14 protein-coding genes are annotated in these 19,867 nt (G+C 34.1%); all 14 read left to right on the top strand.

Features of this window, described 5'->3' with window-relative positions:
- The first annotated feature begins 284 nt into the window (after positions 1-284).
- Complete coding sequence (locus CEF20_RS16320) at positions 285-1,136, top strand: TnsA endonuclease C-terminal domain-containing protein (RefSeq protein ID WP_100332922.1); 852 nt, start codon at positions 285-287, stop codon at positions 1,134-1,136.
- Positions 1,127-3,286, top strand: coding sequence for a Mu transposase C-terminal domain-containing protein (locus CEF20_RS16325; RefSeq protein WP_100332923.1), 2,160 nt, complete (start codon positions 1,127-1,129; stop codon positions 3,284-3,286). The genes CEF20_RS16320 and CEF20_RS16325 overlap by 10 nt, the downstream gene beginning before the upstream one ends.
- Positions 3,279-4,931 carry an ATP-binding protein gene (locus tag CEF20_RS16330; protein ID WP_100332924.1) on the top strand — a complete coding sequence of 551 codons (1,653 nt, stop codon included), beginning with the start codon at positions 3,279-3,281 and terminating at the stop codon, positions 4,929-4,931. Before CEF20_RS16325 ends, CEF20_RS16330 begins: the two co-directional genes overlap by 8 nt.
- Positions 4,932-4,937: 6 nt before the next feature.
- Positions 4,938-6,812: a TnsD family Tn7-like transposition protein gene (locus CEF20_RS16335; RefSeq protein WP_100332925.1), complete on the top strand. Its 1,875-nt coding sequence runs from the start codon at positions 4,938-4,940 to the stop codon at positions 6,810-6,812.
- 319 nt (positions 6,813-7,131) lie between these two features.
- Complete coding sequence (locus CEF20_RS16340; protein ID WP_100332926.1) at positions 7,132-8,217, top strand: cyclic GMP-AMP synthase DncV-like nucleotidyltransferase; 1,086 nt, start codon at positions 7,132-7,134, stop codon at positions 8,215-8,217.
- Positions 8,207-9,913 carry a ThiF family adenylyltransferase gene (locus CEF20_RS16345; RefSeq protein WP_100332927.1) on the top strand — a complete coding sequence of 569 codons (1,707 nt, stop codon included), beginning with the start codon at positions 8,207-8,209 and terminating at the stop codon, positions 9,911-9,913. The genes CEF20_RS16340 and CEF20_RS16345 overlap by 11 nt, the downstream gene beginning before the upstream one ends.
- Complete coding sequence (locus CEF20_RS16350; protein ID WP_157796327.1) at positions 9,906-10,406, top strand: Mov34/MPN/PAD-1 family protein; 501 nt, start codon at positions 9,906-9,908, stop codon at positions 10,404-10,406. Before CEF20_RS16345 ends, CEF20_RS16350 begins: the two co-directional genes overlap by 8 nt.
- The gene (locus CEF20_RS16355) at positions 10,378-11,328 is read left to right on the top strand and encodes an SAVED domain-containing protein (RefSeq protein ID WP_159346402.1); all 951 of its coding nucleotides are present in this window, start codon (positions 10,378-10,380) and stop codon (positions 11,326-11,328) included. Before CEF20_RS16350 ends, CEF20_RS16355 begins: the two co-directional genes overlap by 29 nt.
- A gap of 704 nt (positions 11,329-12,032) precedes the next feature.
- Positions 12,033-12,302, top strand: coding sequence for a hypothetical protein (locus tag CEF20_RS16360; RefSeq protein ID WP_100332930.1), 270 nt, complete (start codon positions 12,033-12,035; stop codon positions 12,300-12,302).
- Between the two features lie 148 nt (positions 12,303-12,450).
- On the top strand, positions 12,451-13,998 hold the full coding sequence (locus tag CEF20_RS16365; protein ID WP_100332931.1) for a type I restriction-modification system subunit M: 1,548 nt from the start codon (positions 12,451-12,453) through the stop codon (positions 13,996-13,998).
- Positions 13,995-15,215, top strand: a complete 1,221-nt coding sequence (locus tag CEF20_RS16370) for a restriction endonuclease subunit S (RefSeq protein WP_100332932.1) — start codon at positions 13,995-13,997, stop codon at positions 15,213-15,215. The genes CEF20_RS16365 and CEF20_RS16370 overlap by 4 nt, the downstream gene beginning before the upstream one ends.
- Before the next feature lie 34 nt (positions 15,216-15,249).
- Positions 15,250-18,309 carry a type I restriction endonuclease subunit R gene (locus CEF20_RS16375; RefSeq protein ID WP_100332933.1) on the top strand — a complete coding sequence of 1,020 codons (3,060 nt, stop codon included), beginning with the start codon at positions 15,250-15,252 and terminating at the stop codon, positions 18,307-18,309.
- A gap of 115 nt (positions 18,310-18,424) precedes the next feature.
- Complete coding sequence (locus CEF20_RS16380; protein ID WP_100332934.1) at positions 18,425-19,138, top strand: hypothetical protein; 714 nt, start codon at positions 18,425-18,427, stop codon at positions 19,136-19,138.
- A 75-nt stretch (positions 19,139-19,213) separates the two neighbouring features.
- On the top strand, positions 19,214-19,864 hold the full coding sequence (locus CEF20_RS16385) for a hypothetical protein (protein WP_100332935.1): 651 nt from the start codon (positions 19,214-19,216) through the stop codon (positions 19,862-19,864).
- Positions 19,865-19,867 lie beyond the last annotated feature (3 nt).

Genomic DNA, 19,867 nt, shown 5'->3' on the forward strand with positions numbered 1-19,867 from the left:
GGCAAATCTTTGAGCAAACTTTATTCTCATTAAAAAAGTTGGGTAATGCCTTTGAAGTCAGATGTGGCAAGGGGTGAACGTGATTCCTCGCTTCTGCAAACTTTATTCTAATTTAACATAGTTACAAAAAGTTATTTGCAGTAAATATCTTAGGTGGTAGAAGAATGATAATAATGTTCCCTTAAAATCATAAAAAAGATTGCTGAGGGATATTGAATGTGTCTAACCGGCCCGTTAGAATCGAGTTACTAAAATTCACCTTATCGTAGTAGAGGAAGTGAAAAATGACTAAACGTAATCAATCTTGGAATGAGAATAAATATAATCGGTTTATTAAAGAAGGACGGGGACAGGGAGCAGGTAAGGAATATAAACCATGGTTGACTATTCAGGATTTTCCTTCTATGGGGAGAGTATCACGAATACTAGGGTGGAAGAGTGGTAGAGTACATCATTTTTTTTCAGATTTGCAGGCTCGCTACTTTTATATGCTGGAGTGGGAAGATACAGTTGTTGACATTCGAGAACATTATCCCCTGTTGGACCTTGAAGATGCTATTCAACATAAATCAGATTTGAATTTCAAACTATTTACAGATAAAGATAGTGGATATCCATATACACTAAGCACTAATTTCCTAATAACGATAAACAGAGCAGATGGAGTTAATTTGCAATTAGCCAGAAGCATAAAAATGGCTTCGGAACTTGAGAAGAAAAAGACATTGGAAAGATTAGAGATTGAACGCCGATATTGGACGGAAAAAGGAATAGACTGGGGAGTTGTTACTCAAAAAGAAATTTCTAATGTGCTTGCAAAAAATATTGAATGGGTCCATTCCTGCTTATATTCATATGCTGAAAGAGGTTTTACACAGGATGAACTGATTTATTTAGGCAACTCTTTAATAGAAAGATTAGTAGATGCCAAGCATTCAATTAGAAAGATTACCGCTGACTTTGACAAGGAATTTAATTACGATTCAGGAACAGCGTTGTTCGTGTTTAAGTTTTTAATTGCTTCCAAACAGATTGGGATAGATATGACTAACCAAATTGACGTAAATCTATCCAATCCAACAATAGAAGTAAAGTCACGAGTTACGAATGAGGAGGTAAAAAGAAAATGCTTGTAGTTAATAATCTTATTTCCTTTCCTGATTCAGATAACGAGAAAGTAGTAGAAAGGGTATTATGGCTTAATAAAGAACATGATTATGGGTATTTTTTTAATATTCATACCACCTCTTTGCCCTATGAAAGGAATATTTCAGAAGTGGAAGAGGGGCTTAACAAGGGTAGCATAATTCTTGTTGAAAAGGACCCATTCAGTCGGTTGATAAATGAAAATGATATTCCTGAAAAACATCTGTCCTTACGTGACAGTACTTGGGAAATTATAAAGGATATTGTGAAGTTAGAGCCATTTGTCTACCACTCTGCAGAAAGAAGAAAATTAATTCTAAAAAAGAGTGAAGCCCACAATATTCATGAAAGTACTATTATCCGCTATTTAAAGAAGTATTGGCAACGCGGTAAAACAAAAAATGCCCTTTTACCTGATTATTATCTGTGTGGAGGTAAAGGTAAGGAAAAGAAGGCTAATGAGGTAAAAAGAGGAAGGCCTAGAAAGCATGGACAGGTAACAGGCGAAGGAATAAATATTGATGAAAATATCAAAAAAATCTTTAGAACGGCAATAAATAAACATTATTACTCCTCTGCAGAAAAATCCCTAACTCTTACTTATGAATTAATGTTAAAAGAGTATTTTAGTATAGATAGTAAAGTGAAAGGGAAGGTGGAAATACCCGTAATAAACTCCTATGGAAAGTTACCATCACTAAATCAATTTAGGTATTGGTTTGAAAAGGAAAGAGACATCAAAAAAGAAATCGGCCAGAGAAAAGGTCGAAAAAATTATGAACAAAATCATAGAGCAATTATTGGGGAATCTACAACAGAAGCATTAGGCCCCGGTGCAGTTTATCAGATTGACGCAACAGTTGGCGACTTGTACTTGTTATCAAGATTTAACCGGGACTGGATAATTGGACGACCTATAATTTATTCAGTAATGGATGTTTATAGCAGAATGATCGTTGGTCTATATATTGGATTGGAAGGTCCATCTTGGGCGGGTGCAATGATGGCTTTGGCTAATGCTGCTTCTGATAAAGTAAGTTTTTGTCGGGACTTCGGAATTGAGATTGAAAAACATGAGTGGCCAGTCGCACATCTTCCAGAATCTATATTGGCTGACCGAGGAGAATTAGAGGGAAGTAAAGTTGAGCCCCTAATTAATAACTTCGGAATAAAAATTTTAAATACACCTTCTTACAGGGCTGACTTAAAGGGAATAATTGAACAACATTTTCGAGTGACCAATACAAGAACGAAGGCTTTTCTACCGGGTGCTGTAAAGCCTGTTAAAGAACGTGGTGATCGTGATTACCGTTTGGAGGCACAGTTGGATATTTACCAGTTTACTCAAGTGATTATCAAATGTGTTTTATATCATAATAATCAACATTATCTTACAAACTATCAGCGTGAAGAAATGATGGTGGAGGACGGAATAGAGTCTATTCCAATACAACTCTGGAAATGGGGGATAAACAACAAATCTGGAAAGTTACGTCATGTTTCAGAGGATGTTGTAAAACTCAATCTCATGCCAACGGGCAAGGCTACCGTAACTGCAAAGGGGATTGCGTATAAAGGATTACTCTATGGTTCAAAACAGTCTTTAAAGGAAAGATGGTTTGAAAAGGCACGGAACCGGGGCACTTGGAAAATTGAAATAAGTTATGATCCAAGAAATATGGATTATTTATATTTACGGGATGAAAATGGATTGAGTTTTGATAAATGCTTTTTATTGGAACATCAGCAACGATATAAGGGCAAGGTAGTTGAAGAAATTAATTACTTGCTAGAATACGAAAAACTGAAAGAAAAGCAGCACAAGGAGAAAGCAATACAGTCAAAAGTAGATTTAAACACAGAAATTGAAGAGATTGTAAAACAGGCTAAAATGGAAACATCTCAAAAACAAACGGATGTAATTAGTAAAAGGGGCAGAATAGGGAGCATTCGAGCAAACCGTGCTATTGAAAAAATGATACAACGTGATGAAGAGGCTTTTGAATTAAATAAAGTTAATATAGAAAACTCTAAGATTGTTCCTTTTAATCAATCAGAAAGTGATGAATTTATGGGAGATTCAGGGTTTGATTTGTTGTTGAGAAAGCAGAAGGAGGCTTTAAAAAAGAAAGATGAATAAAATTATTATTCCAAATGGCAGTGATGCTGTTGTTGCTGAATACGGGGAACAGGTTATCAAGGAATATAGTGGGAATCCTTTCATTGAAGCACTTCCTTCTATACTCTCTACAGAGGAAGCCATTGAAAAAATGGCTATATATGCTGAATACAACCCAAAAGAAAGAATGCTAGATAAACATTATCGCATTCATTTGGTTCAAAGATTATTCCAATGTTTTCAACCGTTATGGATACACTTGGATTTGGAAAGTAGAATCTCTAGGGTAATTCGACAGGGATATTTGGCAAGAAATCCTTTTCGAGCCGGGTATGCACAGGGCTTGCAGGAAGGACATCGAAATATCAAAGGATTGCAGAGAGAATTAAGCAATAATAGTGTTTTTAGAACAACTGCAGCAGGTTTTACAATAATCGGTGTAAGTGGCATGGGAAAAACAACTGCTATAAATAGAATTTTGTCCTTATATCCTCAAGTTATTGTTCACAAAGACTATAACGGAATAAATTTCAGTATGTATCAACTTGCATGGCTTAAACTCGATTGTCCTTTTGATTCTTCCTTGAGAGGACTAGCCTTGGAATTTTTTCGAAAGGTCGACGATTTATTGGGAACAGAATATCACAAAAAATTTGGGCTAGGTAGAAAAACGATAAATGATATGTTGGTGATTATGTCTCAAATAGCGAGAAACACAGGGCTGGGTGTTTTAGTTATAGACGAGATTCAGCATTTAAGTAAAGCAAAAAGTGGTGGGGATCAAAAGATGCTGAACTTTTTTGTAACACTAGTTAATACAATTGGTGTTCCAGTTATTTTAGTAGGAACTCCCGCTGGATTGTCTATTTTGCAAAGTGAATTTAGACAGGCAAGGCGGGGAAGTGGTCAAGGAGATATGATTTGGGATAGATTAAAAAACAACCAAAACTGGGAGTTATTGATTAATGCGCTTTGGGGTTATCAATGGACCAAGAAGCAGATACCTTTAACAGATGATTTTAAAAATACCTTGTATGAGGAAAGCCAAGGTATTATTGATATCGCGGTAAAACTTTATGCCATGGGTCAAATTGAGGCCATTATGACAGGTAGGGAAGAAATAACACCAGAAACCATTAGTCAAGTGGCTAATAAGCATTTACAACTTGTTAAACCAATGATTCAGGCTTTGAAGTCGGGCAACATTAGTAAGATTGCAAAGTTTGAGGATATCAGTACAGTGGATGTAGATTTTTTAGGATTTTTGGATAGAGAAAGGGCTTCTATTGATTTGCAAATGAAGATGGAGGCAATAAAAAGAACGCAAAAGAAAAAAGAACAAGAAATGAGTATATCCATTAAAGAAAAGGCAATTTTGAAACTAATAGAATTGGATTTTGAACCAAACGAGGTTCAAAAGGTTGTAGAGGAAATTACTGAAAAAGAGGGGAATTTGGATATAAACGAATTGGTTGTGAGAGCCATTCAGGGAATATCTGCTGCATATAAACGAAAGAAAAGGTCAAAGAAGGAAGAATCTTCGGTAGTGAATGATATAAGGAATTTAGTTATTGAGGGACGAAAAGAGAACAAGACAGCGTATGAAATTCTTAGTAATGGTGGCTTTATTAAAAGTCATGAAAACGATTTTGGTCAGACAGGGTGATGGGAAATGATGACCTTCTTTCCTGTCCCGTATAAAGACGAACTTTTATACAGTGTTTTGGCGAGATACCACGTACGTAGTGGAAACGTCAGTATCAAAGCAACACAAAAAGATGTATATGGAACGGACAGTATTACAGCAATAATGGACTTGCCTTCTCATATCTATCGTATTATGGAAAACCTTCCTGTCGGGCATCATTATACACCCGAATACCTAATTGCAAATCATACACTGTATCCGTTTTATGCTGCATTCCTACCTCCTGACCATGATGCTAAAGTTAAAGAATCTATGATTGGGGATAATGGGGGCAGCATTTATAATAGGATTGGTTTGATGGCAAGTTCAATTAAGTTGAATCAGTTCTTTAAATTTTGTCCCCAATGTGTTGAGGAAGAGATGAATAACCTTGGAGAAATGTATTGGCATAGAATCCATCAAATACCGGGAATTCTTGTTTGCCCAGATCATAAGACGCCACTGTATGATAGCCAAGTCCCTGTTAGGGGTTATAACAAACATGATTATAGATTAGCCGCTACTGAAACTTGCAAAATAATTACTTGGGAATCAAAATACACTGATAAAACCATGGAAAAGGTAATCAATATTACAGAAGATATTAAATTTCTGTTAAGTAATAAGGTGGAAAGTAAGTCGTTGGACTGGTTTAAAGAGCAGTATTTAAGTAGGTTAAAAGAACTTGGTTTTGCAAATGTAAACGGTAGGGTAAGAAAAAAAGAGTTGCTAGAGTCCTTTTTGGATTTTTATGGACATGGATTACTGGAAAAAATGCAATCAGATATTAATAATAATAACAATTGGCTAAATGATATGCTTCGTAGAAACAATAGGACTACCCATCCCTTAAGACACCTATTATTTATACAGTTCCTCGGAATTTCCATTTCAGATTTTTTTATTAAAAAAATCGACTATAAACCGTTTGGAGAGAAACCGTGGCCATGTTTGAATCCTGTTGCTAGTCATTATTTGAGCCCTGTTGTTACCGACATAGAATTAAGGTATGGCACGGATAGTAAAAGTCCCATTGGGATATTTAGGTGCGATTGTGGTTTTATTTACCTCAGAACAGGTCCTGATCAAGAAGAGAAAGACAGATACAAAATAACCAAGATTAAGCAATTTGGCCCTGAATGGGAAGCCAAATTAAAACAACTTACTAGACAAAGACTAAGTTTAAGGGAAACGGCAAGGCAATTGGAGGTAGACCCTGCCACAGTCAAAAAATATACTAAGAAATTAGGTTTACAAACATATTGGATAAAAAGAAGTGAGGAAGAGGATAGAAGTAAAAATCCCATTAAGCAGGATTCTCCTTCCGAGAAGAGAGAAGGATACAGAAGAGAATGGCTTAAATTAAAAAAACAGTATCCCAGCAGCAGTAAAACAGAATTACGCCAACTTAACAATAGAGTGTTCACATGGTTATATCGTAATGATAGGGACTGGTTGAATCGAAACTCCCCTAATTTAAAATCAACCGCCAATGATAATCATAGGGTTGACTGGAAGTATCGGGATGAGGAAATTTACAAAAATGTAAGGGGTGCTGTTAATGATATGTTGTCTATCGAGAAGCCCATGCGTATTACTATAAGTTCTGTAGGCAGTAGAATTGGAATTAGACCATTATTGGAAAAGCACCTTGATAAACTACCAAAGACAAAAAAATATTTGGAGGAACAAACTGAGAGTATTAAGGATTTTCAAATTAGAAGGTTACAATGGGCAGTACAAGAATTGCGGGAAGACGGGCAGGATTTAACCTTATGGAGAATATACCGTAAGGCGGGGATTAGAGAAAAGTTCCAGTTGGAACTTGAGGAAGAAGCATTAACATTAATTGTTGAGTAACTACACGTTCCACCGGTACCATACTTAAGGATACAAATTACAAAATATATACAGCAATAACTAAAACAGGGGGAATTCCCTGTTTTTTTGTTTTTTTATTAAAAAGTTCTGTTTAAGAAAATGTTGATATTTGATACCTGTCCGAATTCTTGATACAATCAATATAAGAACAAATATTCGGGTTATCAAGGTAATCATAGTGTTTAGCAATTAGTCTATTAATGGGTTAAACGCTATGTCGTAGCCTGTTGTTCATTTATTTAAGGTTTCCAGTTTTGACGTATAATAATAGAAAAGAATTATTTTAGGGGGAGAAGTTATGGCTGATATTCAGAAACAATTTGAAGAGTTCCATGATGCGATTAAGTTGAAAAGATTTAAGGAAAACAAAGAGTTAAGAGAAAAAAGAGATATTATAACAGACAAAATTAAAAGTGGTATTAAGACTAAATTTGAGGAAATGGATAAAGATGTTCCAAGTTTAGAATTCATTGATCAAGGTAGTTATGCAGTTGACCTTGGTATTGTACCTGAAGATAAAGATTACGATATAGATGAAGGCGTAATTTTTGATTTATACAAAGAGGATTACACTGATAGTGTAGAATTGAAAAAAATTATTAAAGACATACTTGCAAACCACACGAACACCCCACCTAAGATTAAAAACCCCTGTGTAACCATAACTTATTCACAAGAAGATGAACCAATCTACCATGTCGACTTACCTGTATATATTAAATCTAAATATGACAATGATTTGTATCTTGCTTGGGGCAAGGAATTTGCAGCGGATGATAAAAAATATTGGGACCCTGCAGATCCAGAAGGGTTAAATGACCATATTTCGAATTCTTTTGAAGGCGATGATAAAAAACAATTTAAACGAATTGTGAGATACATGAAGAAATGGAAAGATATATGCTTTTCCACTTCAGGTAGTTCAAGGCCACCTAGTGTGGGGATAACTATTGCAGCAGTTGATTTATTTACTCCTAGACAAGCATACAACTCTTTATCAGGGACTTATAAATATGATGATTTGACTGCTTTAAAGGACTTTGTAAATAATTTAAAAAGTAAATTTGTTCTTGTGTGGGATTCAGAACGGGAAGAATATTTGCGCACAATTGAATATAGTTTACCGGTGAAGCCATATACAAATGTTTTTTCTAAAATGACAAAGGTACAAATGAACTCATTTTATCAAAAACTTGTCACTTTTGAGGGTGCATTAGCCGATGCACAAAGCAAAAGCGATCCACATGATGCTTGTACTGTATTAAGTCCATATCTTGGAGATAAATTCCCGATCCCAGAATCAGCACAAGCAAGATACCAAAAAGTTGCGTTATCAAGCGCACCTTCATCAAACTCTGCAAAGGGTTGGGGTTATGAAAATTAATTTTGAAAAATTATTAAGTGAAAAAGAATATATTGAAAGTATTAAAACAATAAATCCATTTCAGTTTGAATTTTCATTTAAAATGCGAAATGGTTACACTATTCCTTTAGAAATAACTTTTAGTCCGTTATTTCCTTCACAGTTGCCTTTTGTTTCTATAAACAAAGGGCAACATATTATTCCTAAAATACCACATGTTATGAGTAATGGGCTGGTATGTTTCTTAGATAGAGAAGGAGTTATCTGGAACAATATTCCTGAAAGTACACTCGATTTTGTTTTTGAGAGAGTGGAAAGAGTATTAATTGCAGATTCGCCACAAATAGAATATCACCGTGAATTTAGTTATTATTTTGGATCTCTTGACCCATTAGAACATGTTTTTTCTGTATTTACTCCAGAAGATGAACCAATGGAAATATCGGTTCTTACTTTAAAGGATAAACCCTTTGCATTTTTAAATGATAATAATCAATCAAAATTATTCTTAGGTAGGTTGTTAAAAACAAATATTAACACACATAATCTAAATAAAGCATTTTATGTACCTTTAGACCATACTTATTCAGGAAATGTACCACAATTAGACCGTTTTTGGTCGAGTGACGAAATAATAAAAATAATAAAAGAACACACAACTAGTGATACCATACAAAAGTTAAAGGAGTTCTGTGCAAACAAGAATAATTACTATTATTTAATAAGAATCCCATTATTAACAGGTGATTATGTGATTATTGGGCTTTGGTATAAAAAGGTTGTTCAAGGACTTTCCAAGAGGGTAAATCCACTGATTAATGAAACTATTACAAATGCATTTGAAATTACACCTCTGTTTGTTTTTAGGGAAGATGAGGCGACATTAATTGAGAGAGCCAGTGGAGTAAAGAAAGATTTGAATACTTTACTAATAGGATGTGGTTCAGTAGGAAGTGACTTGTTATTTTTATTAGCACGTTCTGGAATTAAACAGTTTACATTGGTAGACAATGATAAATTAAGAATTGAAAATTCATATCGACATTTTTTGGGAATGGATAAGTCTATTGAAAATAAATCTAAAGTAGAACTTTTAAAAAATGAAATGGAGTCTAGGTATCCTAATTCTAATATACACACACTAGAAGAGGATGCTTTAGTTGCGATAGAAAATGGAGAATTAAATATAAAAGATTATGATTTAATAATTGTTGCAATTGGAGACCCAAATACTGAAAGAAAGTTAAATGAATTTATCTTGAAATCACCTACACCTGCTATTTTTACTTGGGTTGAAGCCTATGGAGTAGGAGGGCACGCACTGATGGTTAACAATGGAGACAAAGGTTGTTATGAATGTTTAATTGATGAAGAATTAAGCATGTTCCCATCATTTGCAGGTAAGAGTGATGTACCATTTATTAAAAATATGAATGGTTGCACAACATCATTCACTCCATATGGAAGTATTGATTCGATGGAGACAGCAATACTTGCCTCAAGACTCGTTTTAAGGTATTTAAACAACGAGATTAAAGGAAAAAATCCATTAATATCATGGAAGGGTTCTTCTAAAGCGTTTGAAGAAAGTGGATATCAAACTTCCGAGAGATACGGACAACCATTAGATATGTTAATGCAGGAAAACTATGAATATATTAATTCTAGTTGTAAAATGTGTTCCTTGCACCACAAAGAGGCACTTAGAAATGATTAAGATTAAATATGAAAATATGATTATTAATGTTGAAGAAACAATAATTGAAGAAATAAGATCGAGACGCCAATTAAAATATCGAGATAAAGAATCAGGTGGTATGGTGATAGGCTCAATTGTAAATAACAGCAATGAAATTGAAATAAGGGACTATACTATACCACAAATAGGGGACTTTCAATCAAGGTGTCGATTCATTCGAAAGAAAAAGACTCATAATGCAATATTACAAAAAAAGTGGATGGAAAGTCACGGGACAGTTATGTATATGGGTGAATGGCATACTCATCCTGAAAATGATCCACATTATTCTTTGCAGGATATTAGGAATTGGAGAAAGTTATTAAAAAAGTCTAATACTTTCTATGATCATTTATTCTTTATAATTGGTGGTATAAACTATTATAAAATATGGGTAGGAAACCGTATAAGCGGTGAAATAGTTTTTATTTACAAAGGAGCCTATGATGAAATTAGTTCAAACAGTGACTGAATTGTTTATACTTATTCAAAGTGATCCATTTACAGCAATAATAACATTATTAATATTGGTTTTTTCTAGTATTTTGCTATATAAAAAATTCGGGTTACTACAAATTGTATATAATTGGATAATAAATAATATCCTTCGTTTTATGAAGAGAGAGTACGTCATGTTAACCACCTTTTCAAAGAAAGAAGCCAACTATTCAAAAATTAAGGAAAAATATCAGGAGCAAGGCTGTTTGTTTTTAACTCTTAACGTTATTAAATTATTTGAGGTTGATGGAAGTATTAAAAAGGAGAATCTCCTGAAAATATTAAAAAAGCAAAGGAAAAGGATGAAGGTTGCAATAAAGCGAGGTAATAATAGTAATTCGTTAATTTATCTCGGATTTCCACATGTGCCACTGGCATTTCTAGATGGATATCATTTCAAAGATACAGATAATCCAATATTATTCGAATATCAGGGGGAGGATGCTGAGACATTAGGAAAGGGTTTCTATGAATTAAATAAGAAATATAATACTGACATGAAAATTGTTAGTAATTATAATGAGCAAAATAGTTACGGAAATGAAGTTGCAATAAAAATAGAGCAATCATTTCCTATACTGGATGAAGGAATAACTAGTGTTTCAAACTTATCGCAGGTAATTTCGATAGGTATTGAAAATCCAGATAGGTGGAAAATAAATAATTACGCACAAATAGATTTATATCAAAAATTTTTCTTAGATATTTTGTCGAAGTTAAAGGCTGAAGGTGTTAGTAAAATCCATTTATTTGCTACTACACCTGTTTCACTTAGTTTTAGTTTAGGTAGAGTAATAAATCATTATCACCCTGAAATAATTGTCTATAATTATAATAACAATGCCTATGACTGGGCAATTAATTTAAGAACTGAAGAAATAATTACATTTGAGTAAACTAAAAAGTGATAAAAACGGTAAGTAATGCACAATTACCGCTTTTATCACTTTTATTTAATACTCACAAAGTAATTCTTTTCGTGCTCTAGTAAAGTAATACCGGCATACTCATATCGAGCCTTAATATTGTTTTTATCCCAATCTGACGGCATTATCCTACGTGAAAGCAGGCTATGTTCTTCTGATGTAACCGTTGCAGTCCAAAGGCATTTGCTAATAATACGCCTAACAAATTCTTCAGTAAGACTTCCTTCCATTGCTTTTTGTTCGCATATATCTTGTATATATTTCTTCTTTGGAATAAGATGCTCGTATTCTAATCCTTTAACACTATGATTCTTGGAACTTCTAATGCTGCTGGAGTTACATAATCAGTAGAATATCGCTTGTCATTCCACCTTTTAGGTAAACCTTTTGTGGATAAATGAATATGTAAATTTGCGAGAAACTTACCCTTTCCTTCGTGAATTCCCTTCATATAGAGTTGATCTTGAATGGGAGAGTGCAAAGGAAATGAAAATACTTATTCGCTAAAATATTGATAATGCTGTCTCTGTCATTTGTCATTAAGTCTTCTCCTTATTTAGATTAATTTGCTATTTTCCTCTATCAATTATAAATGAAAGTTCAAAATTATTTAAAGGTCATGTCCTTCTGATATAGAATATCATGATAATTAATCTAACTGAAGAGGGATGGGTATGAACATAAGAAAGGATATTCAAATTAAACAAGTAAGTGATGATATTGTTCTTGCACAAAAGGAAAATTATTGTGTTGCTGTTGTAAAGATGAAAGGTACCCGACTAAACAAAACAGGATATTGTATTATTATTACTAAAGAAGAGTCATTAATGAATCAAAGTAAGGAGTCAAATGAATTAACTGTTTTTGTGAAAAAACTTGCTATCACAGTCAAAAATAAAGCGATTAATAGAGCATATAAAGCAATTTATGATTTAATTAATTAGTTAGGATAGAATTTATTTAAAGTAAGGATTAGGTCCTTACTTCTTTTTATTACCTACTAATATTTGTAATCTGTAATTTAAGATTTTCTCATTTATGATAAAATAGGTAAATAGTAAGATGTTTTGTGGAAATATAGGAGGATAAACCATGAAGGTACAGGCAGACATAGATTTTCAGAAAGACTTATTTGAAGCAGCGAATAAAATGCGGGGTAGTGTGGCACCTGCTGATTATAAACATTATGTGTTACCTTTGATATTTCTAAGATACTTATCAAATAAATATGAGCAACGTCGTATGCAATTGGAACAAATGGTGAAAGACCCAAGTAGTGATTGGTATACAGAAGATAAAGATACACAAATGGTAATAATTGATGACCATGACCAGTATAAGGCTGAGAATGTGTTTGTAGTGCCAGAAGAGGCTCAATGGTCTTTTATAATGTCAAATGCAAAGCAACCAAATATAAAAGAAATTCTAGATAATGCAATGAAACGAATTGAAGAGGAGAACCCTGAACTGGAAGGAATGTTACCAAGAATTTTTCAAGGTTCAAATCTTCCTGCTGAAAATATAGCAGGACTAATTGAAGTATTCTCTCGTGATGTATTTAGTGCTAGGACCAATGAGAGTGTGGATGTATTGGGGCGAACTTATGAATATTTTATCGGCTCATTTGCCTCATCAGAGGGGAATAGAGGAGGAGAATTCTTCACGCCGTCAAGTATAGTAAATCTGTTAGTTTCAATGCTTGAACCTATTAGTGGTAAAGTATTTGACCCTGCATGTGGTAGTGGTGGAATGTTTATTCAAAGTGAGGAATATTCACCACGTAAGAAATCATTATCGTTTTATGGGCAAGAAAATGTGACCACAACTGTTCGATTAGGAAAGATGAATGTTCTTCTACATGGAATAAATGCTGAAATTCGCTTAGGTGATTCCTTATTAAATGATCAGTATCCTGATTTGAAAGCAGATTACGTTATAGCAAACCCACCTTTTAATCAGAAGGATTGGGGGGCAGAGAGAATTGCTAAGAATGACCCAAGACTAATAGGGCCAGTGACAAATAGCAATGCTAACTATATGTGGATGCAGCACTTTTTGTATCATTTAAATAGTAGTGGTACTGCTGGATTTGTTATGGCCAATGGTGCAATGACTACCAATGTAAAAGAAGAAAAGGAAGTTCGTCAACATTTAATTGATGAAGGTTATATTGATTGTGTTGTTCAATTACCAGAAAAATTGTTCTTTACAACTGGTATTCCATGTTGCCTTATCTTTTTAAGTAAAAATCGTGATGGAAAGAGTAACTTCAGGGAAAGGAAGAAAGAATTCCTTTTTATAGATGCAAGAAAAATGGGGACACTTGTAAGTCGCAAGCAAAAAGCACTTATTCAAGAAGAAATAGATAGAATTTCAAAGGTTTATCATGACTTCAAAAGTAAAGAATCTGACGAATTTGAAGATTTAGTAGGGTTTTGTAAAGTAGCAAGTCTTGAAGAAGTTCAAGGTAATGATTACAAACTAACTCCGGGTGTTTATGTTGGAACAGAGGAAACAGATGAAGAAGATGTGCCATTTGAAGAGAAGATGGAAGAATTAAAGCAATTATTGTTGGAACAATTTGAGGAGTCGAATCGCCTTCAAGCAGAGATTAAGAAAGACTTGGAGGAAATAGTGTGAGTGATTGGAAAGAAGTTCAACTAAAGGATGTTAGTTTTTATAGTGATGATAGAATAAGTGTTGATCAAATAACCGTTTACAATTATCTCTCTACAGAGAATATGTTACCGGACAGAGGGGGAGTAACTTTAGCATCCTCTTTACCGTCATCCAAGACTGTTAGTAAGTATAATTGTGAGGATATTCTCATCTCAAATATCAGACCTTATTTCAAAAAGATTTGGTTTGCTGATAAAGTTGGAGGGTGTTCAAATGACGTTTTAGTAATAAAAAATAAGGACACAAACCAAGTTGACAGTAAATTTTTATATTATAATCTTTTCACTGATAAATTCTTTGATTACGTTATGTCGGGTGCTAAAGGGGCTAAGATGCCGAGGGGCGATAAAGATGAAATAATGAAGTATTCATTAATAATACCACCTTTGAAAACTCAACAAAAAATTGTCAAAATCCTTTCAAATATTGATAATAAAATTCAAGTAAACCTAAAAATGAACAAAATCCTTGAAGAGATGGGGATGACGCTTTATAAACATTGGTTTGTGGATTTTGAACCATTTCAGGATGAAGAATTTAGTGAATCAGAATTAGGTTTAATTCCGAAAGACTGGAGTGTATCTAGTGTTGGTAACGCTATTGAAATAATAGGAGGAGGAACTCCAAAAACCAGTATAAGTGAATATTGGGAAAACGGAATTATTAATTGGTTTTCACCTACCGATTTAACATCCCAGAAATCAATGTTTATTACAAATTCAGCCAAGAAAATTACACAACTCGGTCTTGAAAAAAGTTCTGCTAAGTTGTTTCCTCCATACAGTATTATGATGACCAGTCGTGCAACAATTGGAGAGATCTCCATTAATAGAGAACCTTCTTCAACTAATCAAGGTTTTATTACTTTAATACCTAATGAAAACTTCAATTTATACCAGTTATATTTTTGGCTAAAGACAAATATGGAAAAGATTATGTCTATTTCAAATGGTAGTACTTTTAAAGAAGTAAGTAAAACAAACTTTAAGATGTTACAAATCTTAAAAGCAGTTAGAATTGAAGAATATACAAAAAAATGTGAAAACATATTTAAACAGATTGAGTGTAACCTATGCGAAATCGAGGGGTTAACTCGTCTACGAGGATATCTTCTTCCTAGATTACTTTCAGGTGAAATTGATTTATTAGAAATAGAGAAACAGGTAGAAGAAGTATAGTAATAGCATATATATCAAATAGGAGGTGTACATCATGTCCAGACCTCTAGGTGAAACAGCATTCGAAGAAACTACAATAGAGAGATTAAAAAGAATTGGTTATGAATATCTTCATGCACAAGAATTGTTTCAGCGTGGTGAACGTGAACACTTGCAGGAAGTAATATTATTAAATAGGTTTGAAGCCTTCCTAAAAAAGGCTTACCCTACTATACCAGAGCAAGAAATAAGACGACTGACAAGTATATTTACTTCGCCTGATGGTATCAATTTAATACAGCGAAACCAAGCATTTCATCAAATGTTAGTTAAGGGAGTAGAGTTTAACTATGAATTGAACGGTAAAACTTATACTCCTCACGTTTTTCCAATTGATTGGAAAACCCCGGAAAAAAATGACTTTCTTGTGGTTAATCAACTTTCAATTGAGGGAAGAATGTCTCGAAGACCAGATATTATTATATATGTTAATGGGCTTCCGCTCATTGTATTTGAATTAAAAAATCCTAATAGTGAACAAGCAACTGTGAAGGATGCTTATACACAAATTCAAAATTACACCTATGATATTTCACAACTTTTTAATTATAATACCTTCACAGTTGTTTCGGATAATGTGGAAACCAAGCATGGAATGCCTTTTGCTGATTATGATTTTTTTGCTTCTTGGAAATCCATTGACGGAAGAAATGTAGATAACAATCGGGCTAATACTATGCGTACATTAATTGAAGGACTGTTCCCTAAAGACCGTCTGTTAAACTATATTCGTAACTTTATAGTCTTCCTTAAGGCCGGGGACAAAACGAAGAAAATAGGGGCAAAATACCACCAATTTTTCGGGGTTAATTTTGCAGTTACGGAAACAGTTCGTGCAACAAGGCCAGATGGAGACCGTAAAATTGGCGTTATGTATCATACGACTGGTTCAGGGAAATCATTAAGTATGCTTTTCTTTGCAGGTATTTTAAGCAGACATCCTGAACTAAATAATCCTTCCATTGTGATTCAAGTGGATAGAAATGATTTAGATGAACAATTGTATGATACTTTTGTTGAGGGTGAGTCATTAATAGGAAAGGTTGAAAGGGCAAGTAGCACTGGAAAGTTAAGAACAATTCTTAGAGGTGAAGCCACCCCTGTTGTCTTTTCAACAATTGAAAAGTTTCGCCTAAAAGGTGAAGAAACACAACACCCTGTACTTTCAGAACGCAGGAACATTGTTGTAATTGCTGATGAGGCGCATCGTACACAGTCAGGATTTGAAGGTGGTTACGCGGCGCAATTGCGTTTTGCACTTCCAAATGCTTCACATATCGGCTTTACAGGTACTCCAGTAGATTTTGTTGGAAACAATACAGAAGAGATATTTGGACACACTATTCATCGTTATGACATGGCACAGGCTGTTGCGGATAAAGCGACATTACCAATCTATTATGAAAGCCGACTAGTACCACTTGATTTAACCGCAGAGGATATAGATGGTCAATTCGATGATATATTTGTAGACAATGGTGAAAGTGATGATTCAGAGGGCTATAAAAGAAAGTGGGCCGCTTTAGAAAAAGTTGTGGGAACTCCAAAACGGCTCAAACGTCTTGCAAACGATATCGTATCACATTTTAATTCAATGGCCAATCCTTTTCAAAAAGCAATGATCGTTTGTATGAGCCGTCAAATTGCTGCAGATTTATACGATTGTCTGAAAGAGGTAGAAGGTTGCCCAAAAATGGAAGTCATTATGACAGGCGATGTATCAAAAGATCCGCGCGAATGGAGAGAAATTCAAGAAGGAAGCCAATATTCACATATTAAGTCTAAGAAAGAACAAGAAGATGTTAAGGCTAAATTAAGGAACCCTGAAGACCCACTTAAGTTTGTAATAGTAGTGGATATGTGGCTAACAGGTATGGACGCACAGCCACTCTCATACCTATATGTTGATAAGCCTATGAAGGGGCATAATCTAATGCAAGCAATTGCAAGGGTTAACCGAGTCTTCCCCGGTAAAGAAGGTGGAATGGTTGTCGATTATATAGGTATTGCTACTTCTCTAAAAGAGGCAACACAAAAATATACTAAGGGCGGAGGAACAGGCAATCCTGCTTATGATGTTGCTGAGGCAATTAGAATTTTTAACGAAAATTTAGAATCTGTTAGAAACTATATCCCTTCAAATATAGAGATAGAAGGTTGGAGACATAAACCCCAAATAGATAGGGAAGATTTAATAGCAGATTTAGTAAATGTGCTATTAAGCAGCGATACAGAGGATTATATACAATATGCAACGAAATTAGAGAAGTCATATCAACTTGTTAAAAATCAGCCAGAAGTAATGGTTATTGCTGATGAGGTAACTCTATATTTAATGTTAAAGGCTCAATTACGCAAGCATTTACGACCGCCCGGTGGAACTGCAGGTGGAAATAAGACATTAGAAGAACAATTGTCAGCGTTATTAGATCAAAATTTATTAGCAAAAGAAACGGTAGATATTTTTAAAGTGGCAGGAATAGAACGGCAGGATATTAGTATTCTTGATGAGCAATTTTTAGCCGATTTAACGAAGAAAGAACATGAGGATCTACGGTTAAAATTACTTAAAAAACTTCTTGAGGACAAAATCAAAGTAACCTTTAAACAAGGAAGTCCACAAACAAAAACAATGCAAGAGTTACTAGAAAAAACGTTAACTGAATACCATAATCGTGTTATTCAAGCGGCAGATGTCGTTCGCATGATGATTAAAATGCGCAAAGAAATGGAAGAGGAAATGCGCAAACGACAGGACTTAGGCTTGTCTGAAGAAGAGATTGAATTTTACAAAGTAATTACTTCTATGGAAGAAGGCGCTTTTTCACATGAGTTCCTAGCCAACTTAATACACAAAGTTGTTAATGAGTTAAAAAAGAAACTCGATGTTGATTGGACTAGCCCACACCGACAAGATGTTTATGCTAAAGTGAAACTTGCAGTCAAAATGGTATTAATGAAAGAGAAAGTAACAGGGCAGCAACTTCAATTTTTAACTAACAAATTTATGGAACAGGCTGAAGAACAGTATAAAGGTTGGCCGATGGACGCTTAATGTTCTTTAATAGAATAACCTAACATTGACGAATATTTCAGCAAAGAATAAAGAGCCCCTGTTTAGTTTTACAGGGCTCTTCTTTATATTACTGTATATTATTGGAGGGGGAAATATGGGAATACCAGATTATAAAAGACCATTTCATTCGGATGATTTCAGAGGATATTTTACATGGACCGAAGAATTGACAAGTAGATTTGCAGGTTCATATTTTTATCATGCATGCCACCAAGATGAATTAGAAGATATCCTAGTTAATAGGAAACTTATTTTAAGAAGTGAATGGTCTCTTGAACATCCAATGTTTGGTCAATGGACTTCTAAGGGTGTTTGGGTAGGCTTAAATTCATTTCATAATGGGAATTATTATGGACCATTTATTTTAAAATTTCCAATTCGCTTATTAAATGGTAAAAGGTTTATGGACTTTAGAAGAAAAGGCGATAGAGATAGGTATTTCTTTGTTCAATATGAGACAGATATTCCATTGTTTGATAAAAACGGTAACGCTTGGAGAAGGATTAAGCCTTCTGTTTATTTTAATGATAATGATGGAGAACTAAGTAGAAAAGAAAAAGCAATTTACGATTTTATCCTTACTTCTGAAATTTTTATCGGAGATGCTGAAATTGATGTAGAAAACCATCCAAAATGTATTTCCCAAAAATGTAATGGTGCAAGAAAATCAGAGAGTAGGAAACTATTAAAACAGATTGCTCAAGAAGAATTTGAAAAAAGATTTATTGAATCTCCTAGAATGCGAAAATTTTTAAGGCAGTTTCCTATTATGGAGGGAAGAGATGTTACGTTACCAGAAGGTGAATAATGTTTTAAAAATATAGGAACTTAGTAATTTTAATTTTAGAAATAACTCAATCTTATATATAGTGGAGACTGGAATATGGATCAGTTTTTTTCAATATTGTCTAATATGGCAAAAGAAAGGCCTGTTTTCCATTCAGAAGCAGACTTCCAACATGCTTTGGCTTGGGAAATACATAATAAAAACCCCAATAGTAAATTAAGACTAGAATACAACCCAGCAATTTCCGATGGTAATGTGTATATTGATATATGGGTTACACACCCAAATGGCAGCCGAACAGCAATAGAGTTGAAATACATTACCAAAAAAATTAGTTTACAATTAATCGATGAAGTATTTAATTTGAAAAATCATGGAGCACCTGATTTAGCAAGGTATGATTTTATTAAAGATATTATGAGAATTGAAACGGTTTGTAACACACTAGGTAACACAAATGGATTTGCGATAATCCTTTCGAATGAATCTGCACTGTGGAAGCAGCCTGTGCTTCCTGATAAGGTGCCTAATGATATTGAGTATCGAATTCATAATGGAAAGATCTTAGAAGGCGAGTTAAATTGGGGACAAAATACAGGACAAGGCACTATGAAGGGAAGGGAATCTTCCTTAAATCTGTTAGGTACCTATAAATTAGATTGGCTTCACTACTCAAAAGTTATGGAGTCTACCGGTGGAGAGTTTAAGATAGCCATTATTGAAGTACCTGTTAAATTAAAGGAGTAATAC

Origin of the sequence: Bacillus xiapuensis, assembly GCF_002797355.1 — a bacterium.
In the GTDB taxonomy this organism is placed as follows: Bacteria; Bacillota; Bacilli; order Bacillales; family Domibacillaceae; genus Bacillus_CE; species Bacillus_CE xiapuensis.

Bases quoted from the DNA above. Each gene is read 5' to 3' on its own strand.
- CEF20_RS16340 (WP_100332926.1), top strand. From the start codon at position 7,132: ATGGCTGATATTCAGAAACAATTTGAAGAGTTCCATGATGCGATTAAG.
- CEF20_RS16355 (WP_159346402.1), top strand. From the start codon at position 10,378: ATGATGAAATTAGTTCAAACAGTGACTGAATTGTTTATACTTATTCAA.
- CEF20_RS16335 (WP_100332925.1), top strand. From the start codon at position 4,938: ATGATGACCTTCTTTCCTGTCCCGTATAAAGACGAACTTTTATACAGT.
- CEF20_RS16385 (WP_100332935.1), top strand. From the start codon at position 19,214: ATGGATCAGTTTTTTTCAATATTGTCTAATATGGCAAAAGAAAGGCCT.
- CEF20_RS16360 (WP_100332930.1), top strand. From the start codon at position 12,033: ATGAACATAAGAAAGGATATTCAAATTAAACAAGTAAGTGATGATATT.
- CEF20_RS16380 (WP_100332934.1), top strand. From the start codon at position 18,425: ATGGGAATACCAGATTATAAAAGACCATTTCATTCGGATGATTTCAGA.
- CEF20_RS16320 (WP_100332922.1), top strand. From the start codon at position 285: ATGACTAAACGTAATCAATCTTGGAATGAGAATAAATATAATCGGTTT.
- CEF20_RS16365 (WP_100332931.1), top strand. From the start codon at position 12,451: ATGAAGGTACAGGCAGACATAGATTTTCAGAAAGACTTATTTGAAGCA.
- CEF20_RS16375 (WP_100332933.1), top strand. From the start codon at position 15,250: ATGTCCAGACCTCTAGGTGAAACAGCATTCGAAGAAACTACAATAGAG.
- CEF20_RS16330 (WP_100332924.1), top strand. From the start codon at position 3,279: ATGAATAAAATTATTATTCCAAATGGCAGTGATGCTGTTGTTGCTGAA.
- CEF20_RS16345 (WP_100332927.1), top strand. From the start codon at position 8,207: ATGAAAATTAATTTTGAAAAATTATTAAGTGAAAAAGAATATATTGAA.
- CEF20_RS16350 (WP_157796327.1), top strand. From the start codon at position 9,906: ATGATTAAGATTAAATATGAAAATATGATTATTAATGTTGAAGAAACA.
- CEF20_RS16325 (WP_100332923.1), top strand. From the start codon at position 1,127: ATGCTTGTAGTTAATAATCTTATTTCCTTTCCTGATTCAGATAACGAG.